Genomic DNA, 17,872 nt, shown 5'->3' on the forward strand with positions numbered 1-17,872 from the left:
GGCACAAATGGCTCGATCCGAGCCCACTGATCGTCCCGAAGAACTTCGCCTTCCAACACCGCCTCCAAAAAGCAGCGTTGAATCAGAACCGCCTCTCGATGGGAATCCTAAATCGTCACTACGGCCTAGAGCATTTCCCGACCTGACTGCGTCAGGCCGTGAGCTCTAATCTTTTGTTTTGAAGCATTCTTCTCCACGCGAACCGGAACCACTTCGCTCGAAAAATGCTCTAGACGCCTCTAAAGACTAGAAGCTCTGGGCGCTCAGGGCGACGATGGTCTTGAAGGCCCAGACGGTGACGGCGATGCAGATCAGCAGCGTCCAGACATCGGCCATGGCCGTGCGCGGCTTGGCGGCCTTGGCCGACTTGCCGCCTTTGCCGCTCTTGCCCTTGGCGGTCGCGGGCCCCGGAGCCTTCGCCACCGCCGTTTTCGCCGCCGCCTTGGCCAAGCTGGTCGCCCTCTAAGTCCGTGCCCGACGCGCGATCTACCGCCGTTAGACACCGCAGGTGCTGAAGGTCGCGCTTCCAAAGGCGGTTAAGTGAGGGTGAAGGGTGTCACCTTCCCCGGCGACCGGTTACGCGCGTCGCATTGTCGTCGCTGTCAGGTTGGGAAACTGCCAGTGGTGAGTTAGCCCCAAAGTGCTGCTGACATCTCCTGTCAGCAGCTCGCCCCCGCACAATCTTTGTTCGCATCCTGTTCTTGTGTTAATTGCGAGCGTAGCCCCTACATATAGCCGTCGCGTCGCGTCCTCCCCGCGACCCCAAACCTCGCCTCACGCGTTCCGGAAAACATGGCTGAACAACTGAACTTCATCCGCGTGCGCGGCGCGCGCGAGCACAATCTCAAGAACGTCAGCGTCGATATCCCGCGAGGCGAGCTCGTGGTGCTGACCGGCCTGTCAGGCTCGGGCAAGAGCTCGCTGGCGTTCGACACCATCTACGCCGAGGGCCAGCGGCGCTATGTCGAGAGCCTGTCGGCCTATGCCCGCCAGTTCCTGGAATTGATGAGCAAGCCGGATGTCGACCTGATCGAGGGCCTGTCGCCGGCCATCTCGATCGAGCAGAAGACCACCTCGCGCAACCCGCGCTCGACGGTGGGCACCGTCACCGAGATCCACGACTACATGCGCCTGCTGTGGGCGCGGGTCGGCGTACCCTATTCGCCGGCGACCGGCCTGCCGATCGAGAGCCAGACCATCAGCCAGATGGTCGACAAGATCACCGCCCTGCCCGAGGGCACGCGGCTCTATCTGCTCGCCCCCGTCGTTCGCGACCGCAAGGGCGAGTACAAGAAGGAGATCGCCGAGTGGCAAAAGGCTGGCTTCCAGCGGCTGAAGATCGACGGCGAATATTACCCGATCGAGGACGCGCCGGTTCTCGACAAGAAGTTCAAGCACCACATCGACGTGGTCGTGGACCGCATCGTCACCAAGCCCGGCATGGAACAGCGCCTGGCCGACTCCATGGAACAGGCGCTCCGTCTCGCCGATGGCCTCGCGGTCGCCGAGTGGGCCAATATCGAGAACGGCGAGAAGGAGCCGCGCCGGCTGCTGTTTTCCGAGCGCTTCGCCTGTCCGGTCAGCGGTTTCACGATTGCCGAGATTGAGCCGCGACTGTTCTCGTTCAACAATCCGGCGGGCGCCTGCCCGGCCTGCGATGGCCTGGGCGCGAAGCTGGCCTTCGACACCGACCTGGTGATCCCCGACAAGGACAAGACCCTGCACAAGGGCGCCGTGGCGCCGTGGTCGCGCGGCCCCTCGCCGCTCTACACCCAGACCCTGCAGGCCCTGGCCCGTCACTACGGCTTCTCGATGGACGAGCCCTGGCACAAGCTGCCGCAGAAGGCGCGCGACGTGGTGTTGCAGGGTTCGGGCGGCGACAAGATCAAGTTCGTTTACGACGACAACGCCCGCAAGTACGAGGTGGCCAAGCCCTTCGAGGGCGTGTTGCCGAACCTGGAGCGCCGCTGGCGCGAAACCGACAGCGCTTGGGTCCGTGAAGAACTCGGCCGCTACCAGTCCGACACCCCCTGCGAGGTCTGCCACGGCAAGCGCCTGAAGCCCGAGGCCCTGGCGGTGAAGATCGCCGGCATGGACATCGCCGATGTCTCCATGCTGGCCATCCGTCCGGCCAAGGACTGGTTCGCCAGCCTCGACGGCCAGCTGTCCGACAAGAACATGGAGATCGCCCGGCGGATCCTGAAGGAGATCAATGACCGCCTGCGGTTCCTGGTCGATGTGGGCCTGGACTACCTCAACCTGTCGCGCGGCTCGGGCACGCTTTCGGGCGGCGAGAGCCAGCGCATCCGCCTGGCCAGCCAGATCGGCAGCGGCCTGACCGGCGTGCTCTACGTGCTGGACGAGCCGTCGATCGGCCTGCATCAGCGCGACAACACCCGGCTGCTGCAGTCGCTGCAGGGCCTGCGCGACCTGGGCAATTCGGTGCTGGTGGTCGAGCATGACGAGGAGGCCATCATGACGGCCGACTATGTCATCGACATGGGCCCGGCGGCGGGCGTGCATGGCGGCGAGATCGTCGCCGAGGGCAAGCCTGCTGACATCATGGCCAATCCCAACAGCATTACCGGCCAATATCTGACCGGCGTGCGCGAGATCGCCGTGCCGGAAGAGCGTCGGCCGATCAACAAGAAGAAGATGCTGACGGTCATCGGCGCCACCGGCAACAATCTGAAAGGCGTCACGGGTTCGATTCCCGTGGGAACCTTCACCTGCATCACCGGCGTCAGCGGCGGCGGCAAGTCGACCTTCACGATCGAAACCCTTTACAAGGCCGCGGCGCGCCGCCTGAACAACGCCTCGGACGCGCCGGCCTCGCACGAGCGGATCGAGGGGCTGGAAAACTTCGACAAGGTCATCGATATCGACCAGTCGCCGATCGGCCGGACCCCGCGCTCGAACCCGGCCACCTATACCGGCGCCTTTGGCCCGATCCGCGACTGGTTCGCCCAACTGCCGGAGAGCAAGGCGCGCGGCTACGGCCCCGGCCGTTTCAGCTTCAACGTCAAGGGGGGCCGCTGCGAGGCCTGCCAGGGCGACGGCCTGATCAAGATCGAGATGCACTTCCTGCCCGACGTTTACGTCACCTGCGACGTCTGCAAGGGCAAGCGCTACAACCGCGAAACCCTCGACATCCTGTTCAAGGGCAAGACCATCGCCGAGGTGCTCGACATGACCGTCGAGGAGGCCGCAGAGTTCTTCAAGGCCGTGCCGCCGATCCGCGACAAGATGGAGACGCTCAAGCGCGTGGGCCTCAGCTACGTCAAGGTCGGCCAGCCGGCCACCACCCTGTCGGGCGGCGAGGCCCAGCGGGTGAAGCTGTCGAAGGAGCTCAGCAAGCGCGCCACCGGCCGCACGCTCTACATCCTCGATGAGCCGACCACCGGCCTGCACTTCGAGGACACCAAGAAGCTGCTGGAAGTGCTGCATGAGTTGGTTGACCAAGGCAACACCGTGGTGGTCATCGAGCACAATCTCGACGTGGTGAAGACCGCCGACTGGCTGCTGGACTTCGGCCCCGAGGGCGGCGACGGCGGCGGCGAGATCGTCGCCGTGGGCTCACCCCAGGACGTCGCCGAGGTCGAGGCCTCGTGGACCGGGCGTTATTTGAAGGGCGTGCTGGCCCGCCACGAGGAGCGGCGGCTGGAGCGAGTGGCCGCACTGAAGAAGAGCAAGCGGGCCTAGGATAGCTCAGTCGAAGACCGCGGCCTGATCGGCGGGGTTACTGCCCGTCAGGTCGCGATACAGCACCGCCATGGGCGCATAGGCAATCACGCCGGCGATCGTCCCGGTCACCACCCGGACCAGATCCGGCACCATGTGTTCGGGTTTGAAGGGATAAAGCGCAAGTTCAAGCAAGAACGGTCCGGCGCCTATGGTGGCCTCGGGCGATCCGCCCCGGACTACATCACCCAGCGCCATCAGCAGCCACTCGTCGCCGCCGTAAGCGACGAGGAACAGCAAGGCGCAGGCGACCGCTAGCCCGTAACGGCCGCGCGTGAGGCGCCAAGAGTCGCCGATCGCGACACGCTGTTCGAAGACCGTGATCGCCGGCGCCAGCACAAAGCGCGCCAAGGCTACCGTCGTCACCACGACTCCAGCGACCAAGGTTGCATTGGTGAAACCGCGGACAACGCTTTGCCCGACCGCAGAGACGATGATCACGATGACGAACATCCCGATCAGGCCGACCACGAAGGTGACCACCCAGACCAGGGTCAACCGCAACTCGTCAGCCCCCAGACGCAACCAGCGTCCGTCGGTCCGGTCCGGATCCGCCACGGCGCGAAACACCGCGGCAGCCATGAGCGCCATCCACAGGCACATTGTGAGGAATTCGGAAAACAACAGTCCAAACTGCAGCCATCCGCCGCTGCCCCGCGGCGCGATGTAGGCCCAAGGGCCTTTCACGCCGCTGTAGAGACCGCTCAACACCGTGCCCGCCATGCTGACCGGCAGGAGCGGTATGCCCCAGGCCAGCACGATCAGCGGGGACCGCCGAAGCAGGGGGAAGCCCGCGAACAACAATCGGCTCAGCGCCCCTGGGGTCACGGCTAGGCGTTCTCGCAAGCGCCGGCCGTCTAGCTGAAGGTGTCGGATACGTTGCGACCGCGCAACTGCGCGTAGATCGTCGGGGCGGGGGCGAAGACGATCAGCAGCACCAGGATCGACAACAGGCCCGAGAACAGGGTCCGCACGATGCCCGCCGGCGTGAAGAAGGCCGACATCGAGCTCATGTCTGGATTGAAGGCCGCGCTCATCGCCGAAATCCCGCCGCCCAGGCTGGCGCCGATCACCGCGATGATCACCAGCAGCAGCAGATAAACGACGATCGCCAGGATCAGGGAGACGACATAGGCGCCCAGCAGCGGCCAGAACTTGCCCTTGGTCAAGTCCCACGAACCGCGGATGTCGATCTTGCCGGTGTCGAACGCCAGGGCGCCCGCGAACGACAGGCGCACGGCCAGCACCAGCAGGAAACAGAGCGCGGCGATCCCCAGGAGCAGCCCCAGACCCACGCCCAAGGGGGCCCCGCCGATCGCCGCGCCCAGACCGCCGATCAGGGCCACGACGACGACTAGGGCGAGATAGACCGCGAAGATGATCAGATTGACCAGGATCAGCACCACGGCCTGACGGAACTCATCGGCGCCCAGGCGCAGATAGGCGCCGGCGCTGTCCTGCGGGCGCAGGACCAGGCGGTTCAAGCCGGTCAGCAACACAGAATAGATCGCCAGACTGTAGACGACCGAGAACAGGAACAGCGGCCACATGCCCTCCATGGCCTTGAAGGTGGCGGCCGGGTCGCCGCCGGGCTCGGCGCCCAGATCCACCATCGCCGCCATCTGCGGCCCGGCCAGCTTGATGGCGCCGATGCTGACGATCAACGAGGCGACGGTCATCAACACCGCCCAGACGCCCACGGTCTTCAGGTGTTCGCGCACCAGGCGAAAGCCCGACAGCGCCGCGTCCGTGGCCGAGAACTGTTGCATGGCGCTGCCCCTCGCTGGCGTCGTGATCCGGGATCACGCCTAACAAGGTTCGGGGGCCGGCGACAGTCCCGCCGACGCAATTCGCGAGCCACCTCTTGCATGAGCGGCCGCGCAGCCTCTAACGTTTGTTTGAAAGTGGCCGAAAACAGGTCGCGACTGGAGGAAACGGCCGATGAAGCTCTATGGCGAAGCCAACCCGGCGCCCAACCCGCGCCGGGTGCGGATGTTCCTGGCCGAGAAAGGCGTGGACCTGCCAGAAATCCGCGTTGCGCTGCGGAAAGGCGAGCACAAGACGGCCGAGCACAAGGCCCGAAACTCGCTGGGCCAGGTGCCGGTGCTGGAGCTCGACGACGGCCAGACGATCAGCGAGAGCGTCGCCATCTGCCGCTATCTGGAGGCCCTGCACCCGACGCCGCCGATGTTTGGATCCTGCGCCCTGACCCAGGCCCAGGTCGATATGTGGGTGCGGCGGATCGAGTTCCAGATCATGAGCCCCGTGGCGATGTACTGGCGTCACGCCCATCCTCTGACCGCGTCGCTGTTGGCGCAGAACAACGACTTCGGCGAGTCCAACAAGCCGATCGTCGGCAAATCCATGCTGTGGCTGGACCGCGAGCTGGCCGACGGCCGGCCGTGGATCGCCGGCGAGGCCTATGGCATGGCCGACATCGTCGCCCTGACCACGATCGACTTCGCCGGCTTCATCGGGTTGGAGGTTCCCGACGAGGCCTCGGCGCTGAAGGCCTGGCGGGACCGCGCGTCGGCCCGGCCCAGCGCGGCGGCCTAAGCCGCCACTACCGCCACCGGTTCGCTGGCATGCAGGTCGTGGTAGGCGCGGGCCGGGGCGGCGGTCAGGATCACCATCTGGACGGTGAAGAAGAACGGGGCCAGCAGCATGTTGGCCAGGCCGGTCAGGGCCAGCATCACCACGTTGGTGATCCCGCCCGACAGCCCCAGGATCAGGCCCGCGACGACGGTCTGGGCCACGCCGACCAAGATGGTGATGATCACCGCCAGGCCGTACATCCACAGCAGCTGCCAGAAGTGGCGATCCGTCAGGGCCCAGGTCCGCCGCAGGTCGAGCCGGCCTTCGGCGAAGGTGGTGATCGACAGCAGCGACAGGCGAATGCCGAACCAGATCGACAGCCCCGCCACGGCGATCGTCCCCAGCACCTCGACCCAGCGATTGGTTTCCACCGCGCCCAGGCTGATCAGACCGGAGCCAATCAGCACCAGCAGCGCGCTGGGAAGGGCGGTGACGACCAGGGTCACCGCCCAGCCGACCAGGGCGACGACGAACTGCCGCGCCTCTTGCTTGCCGATCCGCATGTAGGCCAGGCCATGATCGTCCGGCCGAACCACTGCCCGCATGATCGCCACGGTGATCACCGACTGCAGCGCAACGGCCAAGGCGATCAGGGGCAGCAGGGTGCCCTTGCGGCGGGCGACGATATCGACCCACTCGCGCAGGTCGTTGGTCCGCTGCAGCAGGGCCAGGTCGGCGCGCACCGAGCCGCCGAACGCGAAGGCCACCACCAGGCCCAGCATGACCAGCATCGCGAAATAGCAAGCCGCCCAGGCCAGGACCACGAGCGGCTTGCGGCGCGTCATGCGGACCCCTTCGAGCGCGGCTTCGACGGGCGAGAAGGTGGTCATGGCGCGAGAGTTCCAAGGGTCGTGGCGGGGGCTGCCTGATGTCGATAGACATCGACCAGCGCAACCGTCCAGACCGGGATGACATAGAAAAACAGCACGAGCAGTTCGATCAGGTCGGGGATGGGTCCGGCGGGTAAAACGCGAGTGAGCGGGATCACCAGGATCGCCGCCGGCGCCATCAGCGCCAGGCCTGCCGCCGCCAGGCGCGGAACCGCGCCGCGCGTGCGGCCAAAGGCGCTGAGCACCTGCACCGCGCCCGTCTCGATCGTCGCGGCGGGGGCAAGAGACAGACGCAGAAACAGCCAGGCCAACAGGATCGCCGACAGCAGAGGCGGCAGGCTGGCGGGGATCGCCCCTGGACCCGACAAGGCCGCGCGCCAGGCGTCTAGCGACCCGTTGTCAAAGCCTGGGGCGTTGCTGCGCGCCACCCCCACGGCCACCGCGCCGATGATCACCAGCAGGACGGCCCCGACCACCGCGAGGATCACCAGAGACAGCAGGAAGACCGCTGAGAGCCGCCATTCCTCGCGCCCCCAGCGCAGGCCATGCCAGCCGCCGGGCCCGGCGAGCAGCACGCGATAGACCGCGCTGCTGCCCAGCACGATCGCGGCGAAGATGATCATGGGCGTCAGCGCGGACAGACTAAGCGGCAGGAAGCGCGACGCCAGCGCCAACCCCGCGCCTGCAACCAGCGCCGCCCAGCAAGACCGCAAGGCCGGGGCCCATCCGGCCAGCCCGGCCCGGACAGTCCGTTCGATCCCCGCGCTCGCCTCGCCCATAAAGCCCCTCTCTTGTTCGCGACCCGCGCGAACCCGTCAACGCGCAGACCCTAAGCCGTTCGCCCCCGGCTTGGCGACGAGTCGCGCCAGGTGTCACGCTGAATTTCCGGGGACGTGGCCCCGGCGCCTCGCCCGTCCAATGCCACACGCCGGTTTCGCCGGGCGACAGGCGGGGGTAAGAGGGCGCCCATGAGCACGCCCCCTCCTTCCCTCTCCCCCATCCACGTCATCGGCGGCGGCCTGGCCGGGTCCGAGGCCGCCTGGCAGATCGCCCAGGCCGGCGTCCCGGTGATCCTGCACGAGATGCGGCGCGACCTGCCCTCAAGCAGCGAAGCGGTAGGGCCAACAAAAGTGCGTACCGACGCCCATCACACCGATGGCCTGGCCGAGATGGTCTGTTCCAACTCGTTCCGCTCGGACGACTGGCAGTTCAACGCCGTGGGACTGCTGCACGCCGAGATGCGCCGGCTGGACTCGCTGATCCTGTCGGCCGCCGACCAGCACCAGGTGCCGGCCGGCGGCGCCTTGGCCGTTGACCGCGACGGCTTCTCGGCCGAGGTCACCCGCCGCATCGAAGCCCACCCCCTGATCACCATCGTCCGCGAGGAGGTCGCCGGCCTGCCGCCCGAGGAGTGGGACAGCGTGGTCGTCGCGACCGGCCCCCTCACGTCGCCCGCCCTGGCCGACGCCATCCTGGAGCTCAGCGGCGAAGGCCAGCTGAGCTTCTTCGACGCCATCGCCCCGATCATCCACGTCGAGTCGATCGACATGGACATCGCCTGGCGCCAGTCGCGCTACGACAAGGAAGGCCCCGGCGGCGACGCGGCCGCCTATATCAACTGCCCGATGGACAAGGCCCAGTACGAGGCCTTCATCGACGCCCTGATCGAGGGGCCCAAGGCCGAGTTCAAGGACTGGGAGCATGTGCCCTATTTCGACGGCTGCCTGCCGATCGAGGTGATGGCCGAGCGCGGCCGCGAGACCCTGCGCCACGGCCCGATGAAGCCAGTGGGCCTGACCAATCCGCGCGATCCGTTGGTCAAGTCCTATGCCATCGTTCAACTGCGCCAGGACAATGCGCTGGCCACCCTGTGGAACATGGTGGGCTTCCAGACCAAGCTGAAGCACGGCGCCCAGGCCGAGGTGTTCCGGATGATCCCGGCCCTGGCCAACGCCCAGTTCGCCCGGCTGGGCGGCCTGCACCGCAACACCTTCATCAACAGCCCGCGCCTGCTGGACCGCTCCCTGCGGATGAAGGTCGCCCCGCGCCTGCGCTTCGCCGGACAGATGACCGGCGTCGAGGGCTATGTCGAAAGCGCCGCCACGGGTCTGCTGGCTGGCCGCTTCGCCGCCGCCGAGCGGCTGGGCCAGACACTGGAAGCCCCTCCCCCCACCACCGCGCTGGGCGCCTTGGTCGACCACGTGACCGGCGGTCACATAGAGGGCGAGGCGCTGGGCAAGACCAGCTTCCAACCGATGAACATCAATTACGGCCTGCTGCCGCCGATGGAGACCCCCAAGATCGGCGACGACGGCGTCAAGATCCCGCTGAAGGAACGCGGCCGGGCGAAGAAGCGGCTGATGAGCCTGCGGGCGCTTGCGGATCTGGACGGGTGGATCGCCGGCTAGGCTTCGCTAGGAACGGGGACACACACTCATCCCACGACTTCAGCCAGCGTGGCCCAGGCCGTGGGATGAGCGTGTGTCCCCAGTCTTTGCCGCAACCTTCTTTGGCCCAGGCAACAACCGAAAACCCTTGAGCACCATCTTCACCGCTTCCCAGTGGATCGCGGCCAGAACGCCGGCCACCTGCCAGGGGTGGGTGACCACCGCCCGCAACAGCGCTCGGTCGGTCAGTTCGCGCCGCTCGCCGGCGAAGCTGGCGGCCAGCAGCAGGCCCGCCTCGTCATGCACCGTGACCCCCACGCCCACCCGGTTCCCCGGCGGCAACAGGTCAAACTGGTAGTCCAGGTCCATCGGCATGAACGGCGACACATGGAAGCCCTTGCCGCAAGCCTGGCGCACGCGCTCGTCGGGCGAGGCCTCGACCGGCAGCACATAGTCGTGGCGCTCGCCAAAGGTGTTGCGCACGGCGTGGATCGTCGCCGCCAGCCGGCCGTCGCGGTCATGGCAGAAATAGACGCTGAGCGGGTTGAAGCCCTTGCCCAGCAGGCGCGGCATGCACAGCAGGGTGATCCGCCCACCACCCAGATCGAAACCGGCCTCCGCCAGCTTGGCCTCGATCTGGGGCCGCAAGGGCGCTCGGACCTTGCCGGCGAAGTCGCGGTCGTGGAGCGACACCAGATTCCAGCCATTGTGCGTGAATAGTTTCAGACGGCTCGCCAGCGTGTCCAGCTCATCAAGGTCCAGCGCCAGCATGAAGACGCGATAGTCCAGTCGATGACGCCGGGGTCTCATCCGCCCGTGGGCGACGACGCCGCTGTAAAGCGCCGATCTCACGCCACCACTCTGAACGAGGGCGGCGCCGCGCTGGCGACCGCCGAGACGAAAATCCGGCCCGACGGGTTGGGGGTCAGCCAGGGGCGATGGACGCCGCCCAACTGTTCGGCGACGGCAAGGCCGGCTTGCAGGCCGTCCTCGTGAAAGCCCGATCCAAAATAGGCGCCGGCAAACCAGGTGCGGTTGGCTCCCTGCAACGACCACAGGGTGCGCTGGGCGGTCATCGCTGGTCCGTCGAACAGCGGGTGCTCGTAGGTCTGGTCGTGCAGCGTGGACGCCAGGGCCGGGTCCCGCGCCGGGTTGAGCGAGAGGAAGAAGGGGTCGGCGGCCGGGGCGCCGTCCTTGGCCAGGGGCTGAAGGCGGTTCATCCAGTAGGTGACCCCGCCCTCGCCGTCGCCGCCACGCAGGCCGACATGGTTCCAGCTGGCCCAGGCGGCCTTGCGGCGCGGCATCAGCTTGGCGTCGCGATGCAGCACCGCGCGGTTCTTGCTGTAACGGAAAGCGCCGAGCAACCGCCGTTCCTCGGCCCCCGGCTGGACCAGCATGTCCAGGGCCTGGTCGGCATGGGCGGCGATCACCACCTGGTCGAAGCGTCTGCTCTGGCCGGCGACGTCCTCGATCGTGACGCCGTCCGGGCCGCGCAGGATATGGCGCACCGGCCGGCTGGTCAGCACCTCACCGTCGAAGTCGGCCAGCATGCGGTCCACATAGGCCCGGCTGCCGCCGACCACCGTCCGCCAGATCGGCCGCTTGTCGACCGGCAGCATCAGGCCGTGATTGTCGAAGAACCGCAGCAGCGAGGCGGCGGGAAATTCTCGGATGTCGCGCAGCGTGGTCGACCAGATGGCGGCGGCCTGGGGCAGCAGGTGATCTTCCTGGAAGGCTTGGCCAAAGCCCTGGGCCCTGAGATAGTCGGCCAGGCCGCACAGCCCGCCGGCCTCCAGCCCCGAAGCTTCCAGCGCCGCCACGTCCCGCGTCCCGGCCCGATAGAAGCGGGTGACGTCGAGCAGCATCTTCAGGAAGCGCGGGTTGAACAGGTTGCGCTTCTGGGCCAGCAGGTTGGTGCTGCTATATTCCAGCGCGCCGTTGTCGAGTGACACCCCGAACGACATGTCGCTGGCGGCGGTCGGGACGCTCAGGTGAAGAAACAGCGCCGTCAGGTTGGGATAGTTGGGCTCGTTATAGACGATGAAGCCGGTGTCGACCGCCACGCCCTCGATCTCGACGGTGTTGGCATGACCTCCGACGCGCGGCGCGGCTTCGTAGAGGGTGACGTCGTGACGCTTGGCCAGCAGCCAGGCCGCCGACAGGCCGGAGATGCCGCCGCCGACCACGGCGATATTCAGACGTTCGGCGGCGTGCGGCACGTTCAGCTCCCGGAAACGCGCCATGGCGGCGCTGTCTTCCCAAATACGGTGTCACTGAAGGTTTGGACGCGCGAATTCGTCGCCGCATCCAACGCGCTCCCGCGCCCGTACCTGCATACGTCTAGGCGATTCGCGCGTGCGGGCCGCCGGACGGGGAGTAGAAGTGATGACGACGACGTCGCCCTTGGAACGGGCCGCGGAGGCGAGCGACCGTGATCGCGCCCCGAAACAGGCTCCGATAGCAGCGCGCCCCGCGCGGCCAAGCGTGCGCATGGGCCTGGTCAAGGCGGCGATCCACGCCTTCGAGGACGCGCCTGTCCCGGACGTCGTGGCGCGCGCCGCGATCAACATGCTGGTCGGCGGCGCCCGGCGGCGGCTAACTGGCGCAGATCCCGACTTCGACGAGGCCTTCGCCCGCGAGATGCGCGATTGGCCGATCGCCGTGAACACCGACGAGGCCAACGCCCAGCATTACGAGCTGCCCGCCGCATTCTTCGAGTGCGTACTCGGCCCCAATCTGAAATATTCCAGCGGTCTTTATCCCCCTGGCGCCAAGACCCTGGCCGAGGGCGAAACCGCCGCCTTGCGCGAGACCGAGGAGCACGCCGACCTGCACGATGGCCAAGACGTGCTGGAGCTGGGCTGCGGCTGGGGCTCGCTGTCGCTGTGGATGGCCGAGCGGTTTCCGGGCTCGCGCATCACCTCGGTGTCGAACTCGGCCTCGCAACGCGCCTTCATCGAAGCCCGGGCCCGCGATCGCGGTTTGACCAATCTGACGATCGTCACCGCCGACATGAACGTCTTCAAGACCGACCAGCGCTTCGACCGCGTGGTCTCGGTGGAGATGTTTGAGCACATGTCCAACTGGCGCGCCCTGCTGGCCAAGGTGAACCGCTGGTTGCGGCCGGACGGACTGCTGTTCCTGCACGTCTTTTCGCACAAGGCCACGCCTTACAGGTTCGACGTCGATGACCCGTCCGACTGGATCGCGCAATATTTCTTCACCGGCGGAGTGATGCCCAGCCACGACCTGATCCGCCAGTTCCCCGACCTGTTCACCGTGGCCATGAACTGGCGCTGGAACGGGTCCCACTACGCCCGAACCGCCCGGCAGTGGCTGGAAAATTTCGACGCCCATCGCGCCGAGATCGATCCGGTGCTGGAAGAGGTCTACGGTTCCGACGCCACGGTCTGGCGGCGGCGCTGGCGGCTATTCTTCATGGCCACCGCCGGACTGTTTGGCTATCATGGCGGCGAGGAATGGGGCGTCAGTCACTATCGCTTGCGGCCCGTCTCGAGAGGTTAGAGCATGATCCGCTACGCCCTGAGCTATCTGGCCGCCGCCGCCACCTTCCTGGTGCTGGACATGGCCTTCCTGACCTTCAGCGTTGGCCGCGTTTACAAGCCCCACATCGGCCACCTGATGGCCGACAAGGTGGCCCTGGGGCCAGCGGCGGCCTTCTATCTGATCTACATCGCCGCGATCCTGCTGCTGGCCATCATCCCCGCCGCAAAGAGCGGAAGCTGGGGCCAACTTCTGACCAGCGCGGCGATCTTCGGTTTTGCCGCCTACGCCACCTACGACCTGACCAATCAGGCGACGCTGAAGGGCTGGTCCAGTTTCGTGACCGTTGTCGATCTGGCCTGGGGGACCTTCGTGACCACCGCCGCCGCCAGCGCCGGCTATCTCGTCGCGCGGCATACGCGCTGAGATTGCTTCGCCACCAAGGCCGTGCGACCGTCGGTCGCACGCGAGTCCGAGGGGCCACCGATTAATGGACGTAGAAACCAGCCGGGCCTTGCTTTCGCGCGCCATTGCGCGGATCGCCAATCGCGACAATGACGCGCTCAAATACGTCTACCGACATACATCCGCGAAACTGTTCGGCGTCGTCCTCCGTATCTTGAACGACCGCGAGGAGGCGGAAGACGTGCTTCAGGATGTTTATCTGACGGTATGGAACAAGGCCGACCGCTTCGATCCGGAGCGCGCCAGCCCGATCACCTGGCTGGTGACCATGGCTCGCAACCGGGCCATCGACCGGCTTCGCGCCCGAGGCGGCCGGGTCATGGCCGGCGTCGACGAGGCCGAGGCCTTGCCCGACACCGCCCCCCTGGCCTCGACCCTGATCGAGGCCGACGAGGACAAGGCGCGGCTAAATGGCTGCATCGACGCCCTTGACCCCAAGCACGCCAGCGTGGTGCGCACGGCCTTCTTCGAGGGCCTGACCTATGACGCCCTGGCCCAGGCCGTGGGCGTGCCGCTGGGCACCATGAAAAGCTGGATCCGGCGCGCCCTGATCAACCTTCGCGCGTGTCTCGAAGCATGACCGACATCGAAACCCCCGTCACCGAGGGCGAACGCCCCTTCGCCGGCGAATACGTGCTGGGCGTGCTGGACGCCGTCGAGCGCGCAGAGGCCGAGCGCCGCGTCACCGCCGAACCCGCCTTCGCCCGCGCCGTGCAGTGGTGGGAAAACCACCTCGTCCCGCTGGCGGCCGAGATCGCTCCCGTGCAGCCTTCGGTCGGGCTGTGGCCGCGGATTTCCAACCTGGTCGGCGACGTCGCCCGGCCCAGCGCCTGGAACAATGTCGCCGTGTGGCGCGGCGTGTCGGCCGGGGCGGCGGCCCTGGCGGCCGCCTGCCTGGTCATCGTCGCCCTGCCCAAGCCCGCGCCGCCAGTGGTCGCGCCAGCGCCGGTCGTGGTCCAGGCCGCCGAGGTGGCGGTGATCGGCGACCCGACCACCAAGGCCCCGCGCCTGGTCGCCACCCTGGACCACGCGACACAGCAGCTTGTGCTGACCCCGGTCAGCCTGACCATGCCGACCGGCCGCGACGCCGAGCTGTGGATCATCCCCGAGGGCGCCGCGCCGATCTCGCTGGGCGTTATCCCAACCGGCGCCGCCAAGCGCATCGCGGTTCCCGCCGGGCTGAAGGCCGGGGGGGTCTATACCGCCACCCTGGCCGTCACCGACGAACCGCTGGGCGGCTCGCCGTCGGGGGCTCCGACCGGGTCGGTCCGCGCTGCGGGCAAGTTCGTTCGGGCTTAGCAACCTAGGTCCTCCCCCTGTGGGGGAGGTGATCGCGCAGCGATCGGTGGGGGCAGTTTTAGGGGCGTCGATCGGGCGCGCGGTTAGGGCGCATCACTCCCCCCTCCCTCGGCTTCGCCGACACCTGCCCCACAGGGGGAGGATTTGCGCGCCGAGCCCTATGCCAGCAAGGCCTGTCGCTCGCTAAGTAAGTGGTTTATGACTTATCGCTGGGCGCCGGTCACCGGGACTGGCGCGTGGCGATGCATCCGTCATGGATCGCCGGCCAGGACGAACTTCTCAATGAGGAAGCCGGGTCCAGGCTGCTAGAACGATGACATGACGGAGGGTTTGGGGAAAGACCGCTTGTCCGAGGGCTGGCAGATCGGCGTGAGGGCCAAGGCTCGCTGCGACCTGATGGGCGTCGCGCCCTTCAGCGAAGCCGAAAACATGCTCGTTCGCCGATTCCTGACCCCCGCCCATGACGAAGCCCTGAAGACCCTGGCCTTCTGGATGGACGAGGCGGGCATGAGCGCCCGTCGCGACACCGCCGGCAATCTAATCGGTCGCTATGAGGGCGAGACCCCAAATGCCCCGGCCCTGCTGATCGGCTCTCACATCGATAGCGTCCGCAACGGCGGACGCTATGACGGGGCGCTGGGCGTGATGCTGGGCGTCGACCTGGTCGAGGCCTTGAGCGTCGCCGGCCGCCGCCTGCCCTTCGCCGTCGAGGTCATCGCGTTTGGCGACGAAGAGGGCTCGCGCTTTCCCGCCTCGATGACCTGCAGCCGCGCCGTGGCCGGAACCGTCGATCCCAGCATCATGGAGATGACCGACGGCGAGGGTGTCAGCCTGGCCGAGGCCTTCGCGGCCTTCAGCCTGGACCCCACGCGTCTGGAAGAGGCCGCGCGCCGGCCCGGCGAGGTGTTCGCCTTTCTGGAGGCCCATATCGAGCAGGGCCCGGTGCTGGAGGCCGAGGGCCTGGCCCTGGGCGTTGTTACCGCCATCGCCGCTCAGAAGCGGTTGATGGTGAGGTTCACGGGCATGGCGGGTCACGCCGGCACCACGCCGATGACCCTGCGCAAGGACCCCGGCCCCGCCGCCGCCGAGGCGGTCCTGGCGCTGGAGCGAATCTGCGCGGGAGGGCGAGATGGCCTGGTCGGCACCGTGGGTCGGATCACCGCCCTGCCCGGCGCCTTCAACGTCATTCCCGGCGCGGTGGAATATTCCATGGATATCCGGGCCGAGCTCACCGCGACGCGCGACGCGGCCGCGACAGCCGTCACCGCCGAGATCAACGCCATCGCCGCGCGGCGCGGGCTGGAAGTGTCGGTCACCCTGATGCAGGACCTGGCCGCCAGCCCTTGCGACGCTGGCTTGACGGCCCTGCTTGAAGACGCCGTCGCCGCGACGGGCCAGCCGCCGCGCCGCCTGCCCAGCGGGGCGGGCCATGACGCCATGGTGATGACAGACCTTTGCCCCACCGCCATGCTGTTCATCCGCTGCGAAGGCGGGATCAGCCACAACCCGCGCGAGGCCGTCACCGAGGCCGACTGCGCCTTGGCGGCGCAAGCGATGCTGGGGTTCGTGGAACGCCTGGCGACCCAATTTTCCCTGTCATCCCGGACGAGCACGCAGCGCGATGATCCGGGACCGACGCCTGAGCGCCGCGCTTCCGGCGGTCCCGGATCTGCCCCCGGCTTTCGCCGGGGTTGTCCGGGATGACAAGCTTTGAGCAATGACATGAACACCTTCGGCGAACTCGACCACCCGCCCCGCCTGCTGATGGGTCCCGGCCCGATCAACGTGCATCCCCGCGTGCTGCGGGCCATGTCGGTGCAACTGCTCGGGCAGTTCGACCCGGAATTCACAACCTACATGAACGAGACCATGGCCCTGTACCGCCAGGTCTTCCAGACGACCAACCGCCAGACCTTCCTGATCGACGGCACGTCGCGCGCGGCCATCGAGGCGGCCCTGGTCTCGGTGCTGGCGCCGGGCGACGACGTGGTGATCGTCAATGCCGGCCGCTTTGGCCTGCTGCTGTCGGAGATCGCGCAGCGCTGCGACGCCAAGGTCACGACGGTCGAGGGCGAGTGGGGCGCGGTGGTCGATCCACAGGCGGTGGAGGACGCCGTCAAGCGCGTGCGTCCGCGCCTGGTGGCCTGCGTGCACGGCGACACCTCCACCACCATGGCCCAGCCCCTGGAAGCCATCGGCGAAATCTGTCGGCGCTACGACGCCCTGCTCTATGTCGACGCCACAGCGACCCTGGCCGGCATGAGCGTTCCGGTCGACGCCTGGCACGCAGACATCGTCACGGCCGGCCTGCAGAAGTGCCTGGGCGGCCCCTCCGGCTCGGCCCCGATCACCATCTCCGACCGCGCCGCCGAGCATATCTTCAGCCGTCGCCACGTCGAGGCCGGGATCGCCACGGCGGGCGCGGTCAGCGGTAACGGCCGCCGCATCGCCTCCAACTATTTCGACCTTGCGATGATCATGGACTACTGGTCCGACAAGCGCCTGAACCACCACACCGAGGCCGCCTCGATGCTGTATGCGGCCCGCGAATGCGCCCGCGTGGCGCTTGAGGAAGGGCTGGAAGCCCGCTTCGCCCGACACGCGACCGCCGGGGCGGCGGTGGTGGCCGGGGTCGAGGCGATGGGGCTCACCGTCTACGGCGACAAGGCCCACAAGATGACCAATGTCACCGGCGTCTGGATCCCGGCGGGGGTCGATGGCGACCGGGTGCGGGCCCGGATGCGCACCGACTTCGAGATCGAGATCGGCACGGCGTTTGGGCCGCTGACGGGCAAGATCTGGCGAATCGGGGCGATGGGGGTCAATGCGCGGAAGTACGCTGTGCTGACGACCCTGGCGGCGCTGGAAGCGGTGCTGCGGGGCGAGGGGTTCGGGTTCACGGCCGGGGCCGGGGTGGACGCGGCGCTGGGGGTTTACGCATGATCCTCCCCCCTCAGTCGCTTCGCGACAGCTCCCCCCCCGGGGGGGCACGGGTGGAGGTGCACCCCCCAGGGGGGGGGCGGCCCGGCGGGCCGGGGGGGGGGTGGGGAT

16 protein-coding genes are annotated in these 17,872 nt (G+C 67.5%); 9 read left to right on the forward strand and 7 right to left on the reverse strand.

Annotated elements, in window-relative coordinates:
* Positions 1 to 246: 246 nt before the first annotated feature.
* A complete protein-coding gene (locus ACP7AG_RS20615) occupies positions 247 to 450 on the reverse strand; it encodes a hypothetical protein (protein WP_426015283.1) in 204 nt (67 codons plus the stop codon).
* Positions 451 to 792: 342 nt separating this feature from the next.
* Here ACP7AG_RS20615 and uvrA point away from each other — a divergent pair, with 342 nt between their 5' ends.
* Positions 793 to 3,702, forward strand: coding sequence for an excinuclease ABC subunit UvrA (uvrA, locus tag ACP7AG_RS20620; RefSeq protein ID WP_426033231.1), 2,910 nt, complete (start codon positions 793 to 795; stop codon positions 3,700 to 3,702).
* A 6-nt stretch (positions 3,703 to 3,708) separates the two neighbouring features.
* On the opposite strand, the gene ACP7AG_RS20625 is transcribed toward uvrA, so the two are convergent.
* The gene (locus ACP7AG_RS20625) at positions 3,709 to 4,542 is read right to left on the reverse strand and encodes a hypothetical protein (protein ID WP_426033233.1); all 834 of its coding nucleotides are present in this window, start codon (positions 4,540 to 4,542) and stop codon (positions 3,709 to 3,711) included.
* A gap of 56 nt (positions 4,543 to 4,598) precedes the next feature.
* A complete protein-coding gene (locus ACP7AG_RS20630) occupies positions 4,599 to 5,510 on the reverse strand; it encodes a hypothetical protein (RefSeq protein ID WP_426033235.1) in 912 nt (303 codons plus the stop codon).
* Positions 5,511 to 5,682: 172 nt separating this feature from the next.
* Here ACP7AG_RS20630 and ACP7AG_RS20635 point away from each other — a divergent pair, with 172 nt between their 5' ends.
* Complete coding sequence (locus ACP7AG_RS20635; RefSeq protein ID WP_426015275.1) at positions 5,683 to 6,297, forward strand: glutathione S-transferase family protein; 615 nt, start codon at positions 5,683 to 5,685, stop codon at positions 6,295 to 6,297.
* Here ACP7AG_RS20635 and ACP7AG_RS20640 read toward each other — a convergent pair.
* Together ACP7AG_RS20640 and ACP7AG_RS20645 are read right to left on the reverse strand one after the other, a co-directional pair.
* Positions 6,294 to 7,166, reverse strand: coding sequence for a hypothetical protein (locus tag ACP7AG_RS20640; RefSeq protein WP_426033237.1), 873 nt, complete (start codon positions 7,164 to 7,166; stop codon positions 6,294 to 6,296). The two genes, ACP7AG_RS20635 and ACP7AG_RS20640, sit on opposite strands and share 4 nt — an antisense overlap.
* On the reverse strand, positions 7,163 to 7,945 hold the full coding sequence (locus tag ACP7AG_RS20645) for a hypothetical protein (RefSeq protein ID WP_426033239.1): 783 nt from the start codon (positions 7,943 to 7,945) through the stop codon (positions 7,163 to 7,165). The genes ACP7AG_RS20640 and ACP7AG_RS20645 overlap by 4 nt, the downstream gene beginning before the upstream one ends.
* Positions 7,946 to 8,134: 189 nt before the next feature.
* On the opposite strand from ACP7AG_RS20645, the gene trmFO reads away from it, so the two are divergent.
* Entirely contained in the window at positions 8,135 to 9,574 is a 1,440-nt protein-coding gene (gene trmFO, locus ACP7AG_RS20650) for a methylenetetrahydrofolate--tRNA-(uracil(54)-C(5))-methyltransferase (FADH(2)-oxidizing) TrmFO (protein WP_426033241.1), read from the forward strand.
* Between the two features lie 39 nt (positions 9,575 to 9,613).
* Here the strand turns inward: trmFO and ACP7AG_RS20655 are convergent, their stop codons facing one another.
* Together ACP7AG_RS20655 and ACP7AG_RS20660 are read right to left on the reverse strand one after the other, a co-directional pair.
* Positions 9,614 to 10,405 carry a DUF1365 domain-containing protein gene (locus ACP7AG_RS20655; protein WP_426033243.1) on the reverse strand — a complete coding sequence of 264 codons (792 nt, stop codon included), beginning with the start codon at positions 10,403 to 10,405 and terminating at the stop codon, positions 9,614 to 9,616.
* Positions 10,402 to 11,796: an NAD(P)/FAD-dependent oxidoreductase gene (locus tag ACP7AG_RS20660; protein ID WP_426015268.1), complete on the reverse strand. Its 1,395-nt coding sequence runs from the start codon at positions 11,794 to 11,796 to the stop codon at positions 10,402 to 10,404. Before ACP7AG_RS20660 ends, ACP7AG_RS20655 begins: the two co-directional genes overlap by 4 nt.
* A gap of 247 nt (positions 11,797 to 12,043) precedes the next feature.
* On the opposite strand from ACP7AG_RS20660, the gene ACP7AG_RS20665 reads away from it, so the two are divergent.
* From ACP7AG_RS20665 to ACP7AG_RS20690, 6 genes are all read left to right on the forward strand, one after another.
* Entirely contained in the window at positions 12,044 to 13,078 is a 1,035-nt protein-coding gene (locus ACP7AG_RS20665; protein ID WP_426033245.1) for an SAM-dependent methyltransferase, read from the forward strand.
* 3 nt (positions 13,079 to 13,081) lie between these two features.
* Positions 13,082 to 13,483 (forward strand): DUF2177 family protein, encoded by a 402-nt coding sequence (locus ACP7AG_RS20670; RefSeq protein WP_426033246.1) that lies wholly within the window; start codon positions 13,082 to 13,084, stop codon positions 13,481 to 13,483.
* A gap of 64 nt (positions 13,484 to 13,547) precedes the next feature.
* Entirely contained in the window at positions 13,548 to 14,102 is a 555-nt protein-coding gene (locus tag ACP7AG_RS20675) for a sigma-70 family RNA polymerase sigma factor (protein WP_426015264.1), read from the forward strand.
* The gene (locus tag ACP7AG_RS20680; protein ID WP_426015262.1) at positions 14,099 to 14,821 is read left to right on the forward strand and encodes an anti-sigma factor; all 723 of its coding nucleotides are present in this window, start codon (positions 14,099 to 14,101) and stop codon (positions 14,819 to 14,821) included. The genes ACP7AG_RS20675 and ACP7AG_RS20680 overlap by 4 nt, the downstream gene beginning before the upstream one ends.
* A 345-nt stretch (positions 14,822 to 15,166) precedes the next feature.
* On the forward strand, positions 15,167 to 16,525 hold the full coding sequence (locus tag ACP7AG_RS20685; RefSeq protein WP_426033250.1) for an allantoate amidohydrolase: 1,359 nt from the start codon (positions 15,167 to 15,169) through the stop codon (positions 16,523 to 16,525).
* A gap of 18 nt (positions 16,526 to 16,543) precedes the next feature.
* Positions 16,544 to 17,764 (forward strand): pyridoxal-phosphate-dependent aminotransferase family protein, encoded by a 1,221-nt coding sequence (locus ACP7AG_RS20690; protein WP_426033248.1) that lies wholly within the window; start codon positions 16,544 to 16,546, stop codon positions 17,762 to 17,764.
* Positions 17,765 to 17,872: the final 108 nt, after the last annotated feature.

Source organism: Caulobacter sp. DWP3-1-3b2, from assembly GCF_049896325.1.
Taxonomy (GTDB): Bacteria; Pseudomonadota; Alphaproteobacteria; order Caulobacterales; family Caulobacteraceae; genus Caulobacter.